This is a genomic window from Monashia sp. HAY1-5C (assembly GCF_056755255.1).
This window is the reverse complement of the sequence record NZ_JBPGXG010000004.1, coordinates 12,031-27,132: the sequence shown is the minus strand read 5'-3', so window position 1 is coordinate 27,132 and position 15,102 is coordinate 12,031. Positions and strand designations below refer to the sequence as shown.

16 protein-coding genes are annotated in these 15,102 nt (G+C 73.2%); 5 read left to right on the top strand and 11 right to left on the bottom strand.

Translation table 11 applies throughout. From position 1 onward, the window contains the following. Position 1 precedes the first annotated feature (1 nt). A complete protein-coding gene (locus ACR9ZK_RS01195) occupies positions 2-649 on the top strand; it encodes an MSMEG_1061 family FMN-dependent PPOX-type flavoprotein (RefSeq protein ID WP_481339174.1) in 648 nt (215 codons plus the stop codon). A gap of 74 nt (positions 650-723) precedes the next feature. On the opposite strand, the gene ACR9ZK_RS01190 is transcribed toward ACR9ZK_RS01195, so the two are convergent. Continuing rightward, positions 724-1,044 (bottom strand): chorismate mutase, encoded by a 321-nt coding sequence (locus ACR9ZK_RS01190; RefSeq protein WP_481339172.1) that lies wholly within the window; start codon positions 1,042-1,044, stop codon positions 724-726. A gap of 18 nt (positions 1,045-1,062) precedes the next feature. After that, positions 1,063-1,353: an acylphosphatase gene (locus ACR9ZK_RS01185; RefSeq protein ID WP_481339170.1), complete on the bottom strand. Its 291-nt coding sequence runs from the start codon at positions 1,351-1,353 to the stop codon at positions 1,063-1,065. Between the two features lie 150 nt (positions 1,354-1,503). On the opposite strand from ACR9ZK_RS01185, the gene ACR9ZK_RS01180 reads away from it, so the two are divergent. Beyond that, the gene (locus ACR9ZK_RS01180) at positions 1,504-3,564 is read left to right on the top strand and encodes an acyltransferase family protein (protein ID WP_481339168.1); all 2,061 of its coding nucleotides are present in this window, start codon (positions 1,504-1,506) and stop codon (positions 3,562-3,564) included. 12 nt (positions 3,565-3,576) lie between these two features. Here ACR9ZK_RS01180 and ACR9ZK_RS01175 read toward each other — a convergent pair whose 3' ends face one another. The 3 genes from ACR9ZK_RS01175 to ACR9ZK_RS01165 all read right to left on the bottom strand — a co-directional run bounded on the left by ACR9ZK_RS01175 (position 3,577) and on the right by ACR9ZK_RS01165 (position 7,808). Continuing rightward, positions 3,577-4,410 carry an MOSC domain-containing protein gene (locus tag ACR9ZK_RS01175; protein WP_481339166.1) on the bottom strand — a complete coding sequence of 278 codons (834 nt, stop codon included), beginning with the start codon at positions 4,408-4,410 and terminating at the stop codon, positions 3,577-3,579. A gap of 14 nt (positions 4,411-4,424) precedes the next feature. Beyond that, positions 4,425-6,383 carry a M3 family metallopeptidase gene (locus ACR9ZK_RS01170; protein WP_481339164.1) on the bottom strand — a complete coding sequence of 653 codons (1,959 nt, stop codon included), beginning with the start codon at positions 6,381-6,383 and terminating at the stop codon, positions 4,425-4,427. A 126-nt stretch (positions 6,384-6,509) separates the two neighbouring features. Then, positions 6,510-7,808: a hydroxyacid-oxoacid transhydrogenase gene (locus ACR9ZK_RS01165; protein WP_481339162.1), complete on the bottom strand. Its 1,299-nt coding sequence runs from the start codon at positions 7,806-7,808 to the stop codon at positions 6,510-6,512. A gap of 24 nt (positions 7,809-7,832) precedes the next feature. On the opposite strand from ACR9ZK_RS01165, the gene ACR9ZK_RS01160 reads away from it, so the two are divergent. The 3 genes from ACR9ZK_RS01160 to ACR9ZK_RS01150 all read left to right on the top strand — a co-directional run bounded on the left by ACR9ZK_RS01160 (position 7,833) and on the right by ACR9ZK_RS01150 (position 11,318). Further along, positions 7,833-9,116 carry an NAD(P)/FAD-dependent oxidoreductase gene (locus tag ACR9ZK_RS01160; protein WP_481339160.1) on the top strand — a complete coding sequence of 428 codons (1,284 nt, stop codon included), beginning with the start codon at positions 7,833-7,835 and terminating at the stop codon, positions 9,114-9,116. A gap of 62 nt (positions 9,117-9,178) precedes the next feature. After that, entirely contained in the window at positions 9,179-10,936 is a 1,758-nt protein-coding gene (locus ACR9ZK_RS01155) for a sodium:solute symporter family protein (protein WP_481339158.1), read from the top strand. Positions 10,937-10,949: 13 nt separating this feature from the next. Continuing rightward, positions 10,950-11,318 carry a hypothetical protein gene (locus tag ACR9ZK_RS01150; RefSeq protein WP_481339157.1) on the top strand — a complete coding sequence of 123 codons (369 nt, stop codon included), beginning with the start codon at positions 10,950-10,952 and terminating at the stop codon, positions 11,316-11,318. A gap of 66 nt (positions 11,319-11,384) precedes the next feature. Here the strand turns inward: ACR9ZK_RS01150 and mutM are convergent, their stop codons facing one another. From mutM to rsmD, 6 genes are all read right to left on the bottom strand, one after another. Next, entirely contained in the window at positions 11,385-12,245 is an 861-nt protein-coding gene (gene mutM, locus ACR9ZK_RS01145) for a bifunctional DNA-formamidopyrimidine glycosylase/DNA-(apurinic or apyrimidinic site) lyase (protein WP_481339155.1), read from the bottom strand. 19 nt (positions 12,246-12,264) lie between these two features. Continuing rightward, the gene (rnc, locus tag ACR9ZK_RS01140) at positions 12,265-13,104 is read right to left on the bottom strand and encodes a ribonuclease III (protein ID WP_481339153.1); all 840 of its coding nucleotides are present in this window, start codon (positions 13,102-13,104) and stop codon (positions 12,265-12,267) included. A gap of 19 nt (positions 13,105-13,123) precedes the next feature. Then, positions 13,124-13,318: a 50S ribosomal protein L32 gene (gene rpmF / locus ACR9ZK_RS01135; RefSeq protein WP_020142793.1), complete on the bottom strand. Its 195-nt coding sequence runs from the start codon at positions 13,316-13,318 to the stop codon at positions 13,124-13,126. Position 13,319: 1 nt separating this feature from the next. Further along, positions 13,320-13,895: a YceD family protein gene (locus ACR9ZK_RS01130; protein ID WP_481339151.1), complete on the bottom strand. Its 576-nt coding sequence runs from the start codon at positions 13,893-13,895 to the stop codon at positions 13,320-13,322. A gap of 89 nt (positions 13,896-13,984) precedes the next feature. Continuing rightward, on the bottom strand, positions 13,985-14,473 hold the full coding sequence (gene coaD, locus ACR9ZK_RS01125; RefSeq protein WP_481339149.1) for a pantetheine-phosphate adenylyltransferase: 489 nt from the start codon (positions 14,471-14,473) through the stop codon (positions 13,985-13,987). Positions 14,474-14,523: 50 nt separating this feature from the next. After that, positions 14,524-15,102 carry a 16S rRNA (guanine(966)-N(2))-methyltransferase RsmD gene (gene rsmD, locus ACR9ZK_RS01120; RefSeq protein ID WP_481339146.1) on the bottom strand — a complete coding sequence of 193 codons (579 nt, stop codon included), beginning with the start codon at positions 15,100-15,102 and terminating at the stop codon, positions 14,524-14,526.

The following is a 15,102-nucleotide window of genomic DNA, read 5'->3' as shown; positions in this document are numbered from 1 at the left end:
CGTGACCGACGCGACGACCCGCACCGACCCGCACGCCGTCACCTCGCTCGACCGGCTCCTCGAGGTCTACCCGACTGCGCCGGTCGCGAACTCGCTCGCCAAGGAGTCGACCGTCCTGCTGCCGAGCCACCAGGAGCTCATCGCGGCCTCGCCGTTCCTCGTCGTGGCGACGGTGGGCCGGGGCGGTCTCGACCAGTCGCCGCGCGGCGACGCCCCGGGGTTCGTCCGGGTCCGCGACGATCGCACCCTCGTCGTCCCGGACCGTCGCGGGAACAACCGGCTCGACACCCTGCGCAACCTCGTCGCGGACCCGCGGGTCGGCCTGCTCTTCCTCGTGCCCGGGATCGGCGAGGAGCTGCGGGTACGCGGCACCGCCGTCGTGTCCACGGACCCGGACGAGCTGGCCCGGCACGAGGTGCGCGGCGTCCTGCCGGCGTCGGTCCTCGTCGTCACCGTCGAGCGCGTCTACTTCCAGTGCGCCCGGGCCGTCAGGCGCAGCCGGCTGTGGGAGCCCGACGCCCACGTCGACCGGAGCGCCGTGCCGACGGCCGGGCGGATGACCCGCGAGGCGGGCGGCTTCGCGTCGGACGCGGAGGCGGACGCGTACGACGCGGCGCTCGACGCCCGCCAGGACGCGACGCTGTACTAGCCGGACGACGAGCTCGGGACGACGAGCCCGCGGCGACGAGCACGACCGGGCACGACCGGGCGCGGCCGGGGACTTCAGTCGGCGCCGTTGGCGATCCGCTCGTGGTGGTGGATGACCTCGGCGATGATGAAGCCGAGGAACTTCTCGGCGAAGACGGGGTCGAGGCCGGCCTCGTCGGCCAGCACGCGCAGCCGGGCGATCTGCCGCTCCTCCCGGGCCGGGTCGGCCGGCGGCAGGTGCCGCTCGGCCTTGAGGACGCCGACCTGCTGGGTGCACTTGAAGCGCTCGGCGAGCAGGTGGATGAGCGCCGCGTCGATGTTGTCGATGCTGCCGCGCAGGCGCACGAGCTCGGCGGGTGTCGCGTCGTCGGCGGACGGGGACGGCTGCTGGCTCACCCGGTCAGCGTAGGTCGGTCACCGCTCCACGAAGCCCTCGGTCCCGTCCTTCGGGACGGCCTCCTGCACGACGACGGACACGACGTGGCCGGGTCGCCGTGTCGTGGAGGGCTCCTCGCGCAGCAGCTGCTCGAGCCGGTCGACGGCCTCGCGGGGGCCCTGGGCGACGACCTCGACGCGGCCGTCGGCGGTGTTGCGGGCGTGCCCCACGAGGCCGAGCTCGAGCGCCCGGGCCCGGGTCCACCACCGGAAGCCGACGCCCTGCACCTGCCCCCGCACGAACATCGTCACGCGCACCGTTCCGGCCATGGCGCCACGGTACGTCGCGGGTCGGTCCGGGCCGAAGGGGCAGGGAGCCGGGTCGCCCGCGTGGCGTCGCACCGGCGTCACCATCGGTCCCTATGCTCACAGCAGGCACGAGCGGTGACTCCACTCACCGCAGCCCCACGAGGAGGCGACGTGGCGACGTCGACGATGAACGAGGCGAGCGGCCGGGCCGCGGTCCGGGACGAGCCGGCGCGGACGCCGGCCGGTGCGGCCGGTGCGGCCGGCGCGCCCGGCGCGGCCCGGGGGTCCTCGCGCTCCGGCCGCATCGAGGGCCTGGACGGCCTGCGCGCCCTCGCGATCGCCGGCGTCCTCGCGTACCACCTCGACCCGGCGTGGCTGCCCGGGGGCTTCCTCGGCGTCGACGTCTTCTTCGTCGTCTCCGGCTTCCTCATCACGACCCTGCTCGTGCGCGAGCACCGACGCACGGGGCGCATCGCCTTCGGCGCCTTCTGGCTGCGACGCGCCCGGCGGCTCCTGCCGGCCCTCGTGCTGTGCGTGGTGACCAGCGTGCTCATCGCACGACTCGTCAGCCAGGACCTGCTCGTCCACGTCGGCCGCCAGATCGTCGGCGCGCTGACGTTCTCGACGAACTGGGTCGAGATCACGGCGGGGTCCAGCTACTTCGACCAGACCGCCCCCCAGCTGTTCATGAACTTCTGGTCGCTGGCGGTCGAGGAGCAGTTCTACCTCGTGTGGCCCGTCCTGACCCTCGGCCTGCTCGCCCTCGGGTCCTCGCGCGTGCGCGTCGGGGCGGCCGCGGCGCTGGGCGGCACGTCGGCCCTGCTCATGGCGGCCCTCTTCACCCCCGACGGCGACCCGACCCGCGTCTACTACGGCACCGACACGCACCTCGTCGGCCTCATGGCCGGCGCCGGGCTGGCGTTCGCGTGGTCGACCCCGACGCTGGCCCTGCGCGTGGCACCCTCGCGATGGGGCCGGCACGGCGCGTGGGCGGTCCCCGTCGCCGGGGCCGTGCTCGTCGGCGCGATGGTCCTCCTCGGCGAGCAGTCGCCGTGGACCTTCCGTGGCGGCATCGTGCTGGTCTCCCTCGCGACGGCGGTCCTCGTCATGGGGGTCCTCGACCGGCGTCCCACCGGGCCCGACCCGTTCCAGCGCCTCGTCCGCCACCGGGCCGCGACCTGGGTGGGTGCCCGGTCGTACTCGATCTACCTGTGGCACTGGCCGGTGGTGCTCCTCGTCGGCCTCGACAACCCGTCGGCCCCGGGCACGACGTGGCACGGGCTGACCCGGCTGTGGTGCGTCGTCGTCACCCTGGCGCTGGCCGACCTCACCTTCCGCTTCGTCGAGACGCCGTTCCGGACCCTCGGGTTCCTCGGCGTCGGTCGCCGGATCGGTGGTCTGCTCACCGGGCTGACGGCCCGCGGCCGACGCGTCGTCGCCGGTGTCGCCACGGTCCTGCTCATCGGCACGGCCGTCGTCGTCGCCACCGCGCCCGACATGACCGAGACCGCACGGATGCTCGCCGCCAACGAGGCGGCCGCCGACGAGGCCGCCCCGACGGCACACGCACCTGCCACCGGTCCGGCCGGCACCGGCGACGGGTCCAAGGCGGGGGTGCCCGGGACCGCCTCGCCGCAGGCGTCCGCCTCCACCGGGGTGCCGTCGGGCGGGCCCTCCGGCGCGGCCTGGGCGCACAACGCCGCGTTCACGATGCCGAGCGGGCCCGAGATCGACGCCTACGGCGACTCCATCATGGTCGGCAGCCTGCAGGCGCTGCGCTACTACTTCCCCGGCATCCGCATCGACGCCAAGTCCAACCGGCGCTGGTCCGACGGGCTCGCCGAGGTGAGGGCGCGCGGCGACGCCAACCGCCGGGCGGTCGTGCTCGCCTTCGGGACGAACGCCGGCGTCGACGCCGACCGGGTCGAGGACGTGCTCTCCGTGCTCGGCCCGAACCGGATGGTCGTCCTCGTCAACGTCATGGGGCCGTTCGCACGCATCGACGGTGACAACGCGGCCCTCGCGCTCGTCGCGAGCCGCCACCCCAACGTCGTCGTCGCCGACTGGGCCGACGCGGTCCGGGCCCACCCGGACCAGGTGCAGTCCGACCGGGTGCACCCGACCCTCACGGGCGCGCACCTGTTCTCCAAGACGGTGCGGCAGGCGCTCGCCCAGCTGTCGGAGCGCAGCACCGGCCGTCCCGTCGTGCTCAAGGAGCTGCCGATCCCCTGAGGGCGCGCGCGGTCAGGACGCGACGACCTCGTCGCCGACGTGCAGGACGGCGTCGGCGGCGACGGGCAGCACCGGGGTCAACCGGATGCCGAACCACGTCGCACCCTCCCACCGGCGGTGCCTGGCGAGGGTGCGGATCGGCTCCTTGGAGGTGACCAGCTCCGCGCGGTCGATCGTCGTCATGACGCAGCGGTCGCACACCATCGTCGCCCGGAACGGGACGTCGCCGATCGTCACGTGGCGCCACGCGTCCTCGGCGAACGGCTCGTCACCGTCCACCACGACGTTGGGGCGGAACCGGTCGTGACCGATCGGCTCGCCCGGCTGCTCGCCGCGCTCGAGGGCGATCTCGACGAGCCAGTCGTTGAGCCGCGTCAGGGACGCGTCGGTGGTGACGTGGACGGGGGCGGCGTCGGACAGCGAGTTCCGGTCGCCGGCGCGGCCGCCGAGGTCGGGCCGCACCGGACGCACCGTGTCGTCGTCCTGCCACACGAGCCGCAGCGGCCGCCCGACGCGCTCACTGAGCCACGCGTCGGAGGCCTCCCCCGCCGGACGCGCCAGGGTCTGACCGGAGAAGGCCACCGGGACCGGGGCCGCGTCCACGGGTGCCGGGACGTCGAGGACGCCGCCGGACGCGTCCGTGAGCCGGACGGCCCCGCCGGGCAACGGCTCGGCGCGCAGCGCGAGGAGCGCGTGCTCCTCGCGCGCGGTGACCTTGGCACCGTCGGGGTCGACGACACCCCACCGGCGGTCGCCGCCGATCCCCCGCTCGTCGAGGCGCGCCTGCACGGGCGAGACGCCGGCCAGCGGCTTGACCGGGTGGACGTGGAGGGAGACGACCCGCATCTCGCCTCGGCCCCTCACTCGGCGAGCCAGGCGGCGTACGCGTCGAACGTGTACGGCCGGCCGAGGAAGTCCTCGACGAGGTCCGCGGCGTCGCGCCGGCCACCCGGCGCGAGGACCTTGTCGCGGTAGGCACCGGCGACCTCGGGGTCGAAGAGGTCCTCGCGGTCGAAGGCCGAGAACATGTCCTTGGCGATGACGAGGGACCACATGTACGTGTAGTACCCGGAGCTGTACCCGTCCAGGTGGCCGAAGGCGCAGTGCATGTGGGTGCCCTCGAGGTACGGGAACACCGAGTACCGCCCCATGAGCTCACGCAGCCGGGCGGTGAGGTCGTCGGTCTGGCGGACGTGGAGGTCGTAGGACAGGGCGGCGTAGAACATCTGGGTCCGGGCCTGGTAGCCCTTGCCGAAGTCGTCGGCCCGGCGCATCGCCTCGACGAGGTCGGCGGGGATGGTCTCGCCGTCGGCGTTGCGGGCGAAGGTCGCGAGCACCTTTGCGTCCCAAGCCCATTCCTCGAGCATCTGGCTCGGGGCCTCGACGAAGTCCCACTCGGTGGCGACGCCGGAGAACCGCACCCAGCGTTGCCGGCCGGCCACGACGTGGTGCACGAGGTGGCCGAACTCGTGGAACAGCGTGACGACCTCGTCGTGCTCCATCAGCCCCCGGTTGAAGTTGCAGACGAGGACACCCTCGGCCAGCTGCGTGTCGCAGACCCCACGGACGAGGTCGAACTGGGCGGCGTGCTTGTACTTGCCCTCGCGCGGGTGCAGGTCCAGGTGGATGCGGCCGATGCGCTCCCCTCCGGAGGACACGTCGTACGTCGCGACGTCGGCGTGCCACGTCGCGGCCTCGCCGGCGGGCACCGGCGTCCATTCGAGGCCGAAGAGACGCCCGGTGACGTCGAGCAGGCCCTGGCGCACCCGCTCGAAGGGGAAGTACGTGCGCACCCGCTGGGCGTCGACCGCGAGCTGCTCCTTGCGGACCAGCTCGGCGTAGTAGAACGTGTCGGCGCCGTCGATGTCGGTGGCCGCCGGCACGTCCTCGCGCATCCGCTCGAGGAGCACGCCCTTGTCGCGCGCGGCGCTCTCGGTGGACAGTTCGGTGATGCGGTCGACGAACTCTCCGATGGCAGAGCCCTTCCCGATCATCTTGACCTCGGCGTCGTAGTCGGCCCACGTGTCGTAGCCGAGCAGGGACGCGTGCTCGCGGCGGACGGCGAAGAGGTCCTGCAGGACGCGGTCGTTGGCCGGCCAGCCGATGGTGAGGAACTCCGTCGTGATGGCGCGCCGCGCCTCGGCGTCGCGGGCGAAGGTGCGGAACGGCACGACGTCGGGATAGTCGGTCGTCACCGTGACGAGCCCGTCGTCATCGGCGGGGTGGGCCTCGACCCAGTCCTGCGGCATGCCCTCGAGCCGGTCCGGGGTCACCCGGATGCTGCGGACGTCCTCGCGGATGTTCTTGCTGAACTCCTGGCTGAGCAGGATCGCCTTCTCGCTCAGGGCCCGCAGCCGGTCACGGGTCGCCTCGTCGCGGTCGACCCCGGACCGGCGGAAGTCCCGCAGGGTGCGCTCGAGGACGCGGGCGGCATCTGCGTCGAGGCCCGAGGCGTCGAGCCGCGCGAACACCGCGTACAGGTCGGTGTCGAGGCCGAGGTCGGTGTCGAGCTTCTGGACCTCCTGGGCCACCGACTCGGCGCGCTCGCGCACCCCCGCGTCGGGGTGCACCTCGGCGAACAGCGAGCCGACCGCCGCGGCGTTGGACAGCGCCACCTGCGCCTCGTTCCAGACCCGGAGCACCTCGAGGGCATCCGACGGGGGGTCGGCCTTGAGCCCGTCGACGAGGTCGCGCACGAGGGCCAGCTGCTGCTCACCGCGGGTGGCCACCCAGTCGAGCCAGTCGCCGCGGCCGGGCATCGGCAGGGGCGTCGGGGTGCTGTGCTGCTGCGCCACGGGCGCCGGGGTCGGTGTCGTCACGTAAGGCACCCTATGCCGGTCCTCCGACGCGGCGGCGACTGCTGTGCCGGCGTCGTGTCCGGTGCTGCGGTCGGTGCTGCGGTCGGTGACGCGGTCGGTGCTGCGGTGGGTGCCGCGTCCGGGGGGTCAGGGACGGTCGGACGGGTGCAGCGAGCGGCGGATGATCCCGGCCAGGTCGTCCTCGGTGACCGGCCGCGGGCTCGTCGCGAGCAGCCGCTGCTGCTTCATCGCCCCCTCGGCGAGGGCCTCGACGTCACCCTCGCCGTAGCCCACCCCAGCCAGGCCGTCGGGCAGGTCGATGTCTCGCATGAGGCGGCGCAGGACGCCGGGCAGCACGTCGGCGGGGTCACCGACGCCGACGTCGACGCCGGGCTCGAGCAGCCTGGCGGCCTCGAGGTGGCGGCTCGGGTCGGCCGGGAAGGTCCACCGGAACGCCTCGGGCGCCGTCAGCGCGACCGCGGTGCCGTGCGGCACGAGCGGCTCGCCCTTCGGGTAGCCCTCCGGGTGGTGGTCGCGGACCCGCCCGGCCACCGGGTAGGCGTTGGCGTGCGGCACGTGCACCCCGGCGTTGCCGAAGCCGAGGCCCGCGAAGGTCGCCGCGAGGGCCATCTCGCCGCGCGCCACCTCGTCGCCGCCGTCGTGCACGGCGGTGCGGAAGGCGCCGGCGAGCAGCGTCATCGCTCGCTGGGCCCAGAGGTCCGAGATCGGGTTGGCGCCGCAGTAGGGCACGCGCTCCCCCGGCGTCCTGTGCTCGAAGGACGTGTACGGCCGCGCCGTCCAGCTCTCGAGGGCGTGGCAGAGGATGTCCATGCCGGCGCTCGCCGTGACGCCGGCCGGCTGGGTCACGGTCAGTCGGGGGTCCACCACCGCGAGCACGGGCCGCAGCCGGATGTGGCTGATGCCGGTCTTCACCCGCTGGGACAGGACGTCGAGGACGCAGATCGTCGTGCTCTCGGCCCCGGTGCCGGTCGTCGTGGGCACAGCCACGAGGGGCGCGAGCGGCCGCGACGGGGCCCGGCCCGCACCGACGGGCAGGTTGACGTAGTCCATGAGGTCCCCGCCGTCGGTGAGCAGCAGGTCGACCGCCTTGGCGGTGTCGATCGCCGAGCCGCCACCGACCGCGACGAACGCGTCGAAGGGACCCTCGACCCGGGCGCGCTCGGCGGCGGCGACGAGGCTGGCGTCGGTCGGCTCGACATGGGCCGAGTCGTGGACGACGACCTCCGCACCCGCGGACCGGATGCCGTCGGCGACCCGGGCGGGAGCGCCCGTGGCGAGGACGCCGGGGTCGGTGACGACGAGGACCCGGCGGGCGCCGAGGGCGACGACGTCGTGCCCGACCTCGTCCGCCGACCCGGGGCCGAACTTCAGCGTCGGGGCGCCGTAGGTGAAGACGGTCTCCGGGGTCGTCGGCGTCCACGTCATGTCGTCCACCCTAGGCTGGCGGACATGGCTGCCGACCGCACGATCCTCGTCGTCGGGGCAGGGCAGGCGGGCATCTCGCTCGTCACGGCGCTGCGCGAGCTCGGGGACGACTCCCCCGTCGTCCTCGTCGGTGAGGAGCCCGAGCCACCGTACGAGCGCCCACCCCTGTCGAAGACCTACCTGCGCGGCGAGCACGACCGGGCCTCCCTGGTCTTCCGTCCCGCCTCGTGGTTCGCGGAGCACGGCGTGGAGCTGCTGACCGGCGAGCGGGTCGTGGACCTCTCCCGGAACGGCGACGAGATCGCGGGCACCGCCCGCACCGACACAGGTCGCGAGATCGTCTGGGACCGCCTGGCGCTGACGACCGGGGCCGTCAACCGGACCCTCCCGGTCGAGGGCGCCGACCTCGACCGCGTCCTGGCGCTGCGCAGCCTCGCCGATGCCGACGCGCTCGTTCCCGCGGTCCGGGCCGCCCGGTCGGTGGTCGTCGTCGGCGGCGGCTTCATCGGGCTGGAGGTGGCGGCGAGCGCCCGGGCCCTCGGCGCGGACGTCACGGTCGTCGAGGTCGCCGACCGCCTGCTGTCGCGCGCGGTGACCCCCGAGCTGTCGGCCTTCTACCTCGAGGGCCACCGACGCCGCGGCACCCGGGTCCTCCTCGGGGCACGGGCGACGCGGATCCACGGCACCGCCGGTCGCGCCGAGGCGGTCGTGCTGGCCGACGGCACCGAGCTCGAGGCGGACCTCGTCGTCGTCGGCACGGGCGTCGAGCCACGGACCGACCTCGCCCGCCGGCTCGGCCTGGAGGTCGAGCCGCGCGGCATCGTGGTCGACCGGTTCGCCCGCGCGTCCGACGGTCGCACCGTCGCCGCCGGTGACTGCACCGTCGGCCCGAACCCTTTCTCCCGCGGGCGCGCCGGCCCGACCCGGCTGGAGAGCGTGCCGCACGCGACCGACCAGGCCCGGGCCGCCGCCGCGACGCTGGCCGGCCGGCCCGAGCCCTATGACAGCGTGCCGTGGTTCTGGAGCGACCAGGCCGACCTGCGCCTCCAGATCGCGGGCCTGCCGCACGGTGCCGACACGACGGTCCTGCGCGGCGACCCTGCGGCAGAGTCGTTCTCGCTGCTCAGCTACCGCGGTGGCCTGCTCGTGGCCGTCGAGGCCGTCAACGCCAGCGGTGACTACCTGGCCGTGAAGCGCGCGCTCGAGAAGGGTATGACGATCCCGGTCGAGGCGGCGGTCGATGCCACCGTGCCGCTGAAGCGCGCCATCAGCCCCGTTCCCGACCCGACCAACCAGGAGGTGTCCTGACGCGACCGGCGGGCCCGGCTGCGCTAGCGTCGAACGGGTCGCCCAACGAAGGGACTGATCGCATGCGCTCACTCGCGGGTCTACCGACAGCGGACTCCATCATCAGTGCCAACCCCGTCGACTACGTCATCATCGCGCTGTACTTCGTCTTCGTCCTCGGCATCGGGCTCATGGCCCGGCGCGCCGTGTCCGACTCCATCGACTTCTTCCTGTCGGGCCGGTCCCTGCCGGCCTGGGTCACCGGCCTCGCCTTCATCTCGGCCAACCTCGGCGCCGTCGAGATCATGGGCATGTCCGCCAACGGCGCCGAGCTCGGCATCTCCACCGTTCACTACTTCTGGGTCGGCGCCATCCCGGCGATGCTGTTCCTCGGCGTCGTCATGATGCCCTTCTACTACGGCTCCAAGGTCCGCTCGGTCCCGGAGTTCATGTACCGGCGCTTCGGCACCGGCGCCCACCTCGTCAACGCACTGAGCTTCGCCCTCGCCCAGCTGCTCATCGCCGGCGTCAACCTCTACCTGCTCGGCTCGATCGTCCACGCCCTCCTGGGCTGGCCGCTCTGGGTCGCGCTCCTCGTGGCGGCGGCGATCGTCCTGTCGTACATCACGCTCGGTGGCCTGTCGGCGGCGATCTACAACGAGGTGCTGCAGTTCTTCGTCATCGTCGCCGCCCTCCTGCCGCTGACCCTCATCGGCCTGCACCGCGTCGGCGGCTGGCAGGGGCTGCAGGACAAGATCACCCAGCTCGCGACGTCGGCCCCCGCCAAGGCGGGTGTCCCGCCCGCCGACCAGCAGCTGCACTCGTGGCCCGGCGAGGCGCTGTCCGGCTTCAGCTCGCCGTTCTGGTCCGTCGTCGGCATCGTCTTCGGCCTGGGCTTCGTGCTGTCCTTCGGCTACTGGACGACGAACTTCGTCGAGGTCCAGCGCGCCATGGCGTCCAACTCCATCTCGGCCGCCCGCAAGACGCCGATCATCGGCGCGTTCCCGAAGATGTTCGTGCCGTTCATCGTCATCCTGCCCGGCATGATCGCGGCCGTCCTCGTCCCGGAGATCGGGCAGCTGAAGAACGGTGGCTCGCCGCCCGGCGGCGCGTCGGGCGAGGGCGTCAAGTACAACGACTCGCTGCTGCTGCTCATGCGCGACGTCCTGCCGAACGGCCTGCTCGGCATCGCCATCGCCGGCCTGCTCGCGGCCTTCATGGCCGGCATGGCTGCCAACATCTCCGCGTTCAACACCGTCTTCAGCTACGACCTGTGGCAGCGGTACATCCGCAAGGACCACAGCGACGACTACTACCTGCGCATCGGACGCCTCGCCACCGTCGCAGCGACGCTCATCGCCATCGGCACCGCCGTCGTCGCAAGCTCCTTCAGCAACGTCATGGACTACCTCCAGACGCTGTTCGGGTTCTTCAACGCACCCCTGTTCGCGACGTTCATCCTCGGCATGTTCTGGAAGCGCATGACGCCGACGGCCGGCTGGGCCGGCCTGGTCAGCGGCACGCTGTCCGCGGTGGTCGTCGCGTTCCTGTCCAAGGACGCGTTCGGCTCGGTGAGCCTCGGCGTCCTGCCGCTCGAGGGGCAGGGCGCGGCGTTCGTCGCGGCGTCCACGGCGTTCGTCGTCGACATCGCCGTCAGCGTCGTCGTCAGCCTGGGCACCGTGCCCAAGCCGGCACGCGAGCTGCGTGGGCTCGTCTACTCCGAGACGCCGCGCGAGGACCTCGTCGACCCGCACGAGTCGCGGTTGCCGTGGTACCAGCGCACGATCCCGCTCGCGGTCATCGCGCTGGTGCTCGTCGTCATCCTCAACGTGGCCTTCTGAGAGGAGTCCTGCCATGACCGACAGCAGCAGGCGGTCCGCCGATCACGCGCCCGGCGAGCACGAGGAGCCGCTGGCCCCGGAGCCCGACGACGCCCGTGTCGAGCGGCACACCGCCGGCGCCTTCGACATCCGCAACTTCATCGGCGGCCTCATCGGCATCTACGGGGTCATCCTCGTGGCCATGGGCCTGTTCGGCGACCGGGCCCTCGACAAGACCGGTGGCGTCAACGCCAACCTCTGGGCGGGCCTGGTCATGGTCGTCGTCGCAGCGGTCTTCATGACCTGGGCGCGGCTGCGACCGATCGTCGTGCCCGACCACGTCGCGCCGCCGCATGACGACCCGACGCGGCCGGCGCCGAGGCGTCGCGCGGGCGGTCACTGACCGTCGACCCGGGCCGGCGTCGAGCTGCCTCAGGCGCTCGCGCGGGCCTCGGCGCTCGCGCGGGCCTCAGGCGCTCGCGCGGCGCCGCGGTCGGGGCTGGCACACCGGGCAGGAGAAGGACGAGCGGTTCATGAACTGCTCGCGGCGGATCAGGGCACCGCACCGGTCGCACGGCGTGCCCTCGCGGCCGTAGGCGTGCAGCGAGCGGTCGAAGTAGCCGCTCGCCCCGTTGACGTTGACGTAGAGCGCGTCGAAGCTCGTGCCGCCCTGGCCCAGGGCCTCGGCCATGACCTCGCGGGCGTGGTCGAGGATGCGCGACAGCGTCGGCTTGGTCAGCGCGGAGCACAGCCGCTCGCCGTGCACCCGTGCACGCCACAGCGCCTCGTCGGCGTAGATGTTGCCGATGCCCGAGACGAGGGTCTGGTCGAGGAGCGCGCGCTTGACGGCGCTGTCGCGCTGCTTCATCCGCCGCACGACGGCGGCCTGGTCGTAGACCGGCTCGAACGGGTCGGGGGCGATGTGCGCGACGACCTCGGGGATGCCCCCGCGACCGAGCGGCGACAGCTGCAGGCCCCCGAAGGTGCGCTGGTCGACGAACCGCAGCTGCGGCCCGCCGTCGGCGAAGTCGAACCGTGCGTGGCAGTGCTTCTCCAGCGGCGCCTCGGCGGGCTCGACGAGCATCTGGCCGCTCATCCCGAGGTGGACGATGAGGGCGTCCTCGCCGTCGAGGGCGAGCCAGAGGTACTTGCCGCGGCGTGAGGCGGCCGTGACGGTGACGTCGTGCAGCCGCGCCGCGAGGTCCTCGGGCCCGGCGTCGTGACGCCGCGCGACCCGCACGCCGGTGATCCGGGCGCGGGTGACGTGGCGGCCGACGACGTGGTCCTCGAGGCCGCGGCGGACGACCTCGACCTCGGGCAGCTCGGGCACGTCTGAGGGCGGGTCGGGGTCAGCCGAGCGCGCGGGTGGGGCCGGACGGTCCGGACACGTCGCCGGACAGGCCGGACACACGCGGGGCCGCAGACTCGTCGGCGGCCGCCTCGGTGCTGCGGGCGTCGAGCGTGTGCCAGGCCTGCTTGGCGGCCTTCTGCTCGGCCTCCTTCTTCGAGCGGCCACGGCCCTCGCCGAGGACCTCGTCGCCGACGAAGACCTGCGCGTGGAACTCCTTCTCGTGGTCCGGGCCCTGCTCGGCGACGCGGTACTCGGGAGTCCCGAGCGCGGCGCCGGCGGCCATCTCCTGCAGGCTCGTCTTCCAGTCGAGGCCGGCGCCCAGGGTCGCGGCCTCCTCGATGAGGGCGTCGAAGTGGTGGTGGACGAAGACGGCCGCCCGCTCGATGCCGACGCTGAGGAAGACGGTGCCGATGAGGGCCTCGAGGGTGTCGGCGAGGATCGAGGCCTTGTCGCGGCCGCCCGTCGCCTCCTCACCCTTGCCGAGCATGACGTAGCCGCCGAGGTCGAAGGTGCGCGCCACCTCGGCGAGGGCTCGCATGTTGACGACCGCCGCGCGCAGCTTGGCCAGCTGGCCCTCCGCGAGGTCGGGGTGCTCCCGGTAGAGCGTCTCGGTGACGACGAGGCCCAGGACGGAGTCGCCGAGGAACTCGAGGCGCTCGTTGTTCGGCAGCCCGCCGTTCTCGTACGCGTAGGACCGGTGCGTCAAGGCACGCAGGAGCAGCGGCTCGTCGACTCCCTGGCCGACCACCTCGTCGAGGTGGGCGAGCAGGGCGTCGACGGGCCGCTGCGGCTCCTGCGTCACCGCCGCCGGAACACCCCCGGCATCGAGGTCGCTCACGGGGCCGCTCACGGGCAGGTCAGGCCTGGTGCTCGGTGCGCTCGGCCGCGGCGTAGTGACGGCCCTTGTAGGTGCCGCACGACGGGCACGCGATGTGGGGCTGCGTGGCAGCACCGCACTGGGGGCACGTGGTCAGCGTGGTCGGCGTAGCCTTCCAGTTCGCGCGACGCGAACGGGTGTTGGAGCGCGACATCTTCCGCTTCGGGACAGCCACGTCAGTTCCTCTTCTCTTGCGGGTCGTCCCCCAGCAGTCCGCCGAGAGCCGACCACCTCGGGTCGATCACTTCATGGTGGTGGTCCGGGTCGTCCGCGAGCCTGGCTCCGCACTCGGAGCACAGGCCCGGGCAGTCCTCCCGGCACACCGGCTTGAACGGCAGCGTCGGTACGACCGCGTCCCGGAGCACGGGCTCCAGGTCGACGAGGTCGCCGACGAGCTCGTGCACCTCGTCCTCGTCCGAGTCGGCTCCCACCTCGTGGTGGTGCGCCGCCCGGTCGGCGTAGGCGAACAGCTCCTGGAAGGTCCCGTCGACGTCGAGCTCGACGGGGTCCAGGCACCGCACGCAGGCGCCGGTCGCCGTGCCGCCGACCGAACCCGTGACGAGGACGCCCTCGACGACCGACTCCAGCCGCACCTCGAGCTCGACCGGCGTGCCGGCCTTGATCGCGATGACGTCGGTGCCGAGGTCGTCGGAGAACGTCACCGTGCGCGTGAGCTCATGCATCGTCCCCGGTCGCCTGTTCAGGTCCCTGGTGTCGAGCACCAGCGGTGAACGGGGATCGGGGCGGCTCATGTCTCCTGCGCACGGTCGTAGGTTCGGTCCGCGCCAGGACGGACGTGGACCGACGTCCAAGGCTACCGGAGGCTCCTCCGGCGCCCAAATCAGGCCAGACGGCCGCGCAGCGCCTCGAGGACGGCGTCCGGGACGAGGCCGGTGACGTCGCCGCCGTAGCGCACGACCTCCTTGACCAGCGAGCTGCTCACGTGCTGGAGGGTGGGGTCGGAGGCCAGGAAGAGCGTCTCGACGCCGGTGAGGTGGTGGTTCATGTGCGCCATCGGCAGCTCGTAGGCGAAGTCGGTCCCGCCGCGCAGCCCCTTGACCATGGCGTCGGCCCCGACCTCGCGGCAGACGTCGACGACGAGTGTGCCCGCCCAGTCACCGATGCGCACGTTCGGCAGGTGACCGACCGACGCCTCGAGCAGCCGGGTGCGCTCCGGGACCGAGAAGGTGCCCTCCTTGGAGGGGTTGTGCAGGATCGCGACGACGACCTCGTCGAAGAGGCGGCTCGCGCGGGTGACGACGTCCACGTGCCCGTTCGTCACGGGGTCGTAGGAACCGGGGCACACACAGCGACGCGTCACGGTGCTCACGCGGCAAACCTACCGGCCGGCGTCGTGACGGGGGCGGGACGGGTGCCGGCTCAGGCCGCGCCGCCGGTGGGGGGCTCGGCGAACCAGACGGTCGTCTCCCCGTAGCGCTTCTCGCCCGACAGCTCGAGGCCGTCGGGCCACGTCGGCTGCGGCGACCGGCTCGAACGCTCGACGACGACGAACGCGTCATCGGCGAGCCAGCCGTGGTCGACGAGGGCTCGCAGGACGGCCGCGAGGGCGGGTTCGGCGACGTCGTAGGGCGGGTCGAGCAGGACGAGGTCCATCCGGACCCCGGCGGGCGGTCCGGCGGCGAGGGCCTTCTCCACGGTCGTCGGCAGCAGCCGGACCCCGGGCGCCCCGACGACCCCGATGTTGGCCCGGATGACCTTGCCGGCCGCGGCGCTGGACTCGACGAGCAGGACGACCGACGCTCCCCGGCTGGCGGCCTCGAGGCCGAGGGCACCGGAACCGGCATAGAGGTCGAGGACGCGCCTGCCCTCGAGGAGGCCACGGTGCTCGAGCCGGCTGAAGAGGGCCTCGCGGACGCGGTCGGACGTCGGACGCGTGCCCGAGCCCGCAGGTGTGCGCAGCCGCCGACCGCCGGCCGTGCCGCTGATGACGCGCGTCAT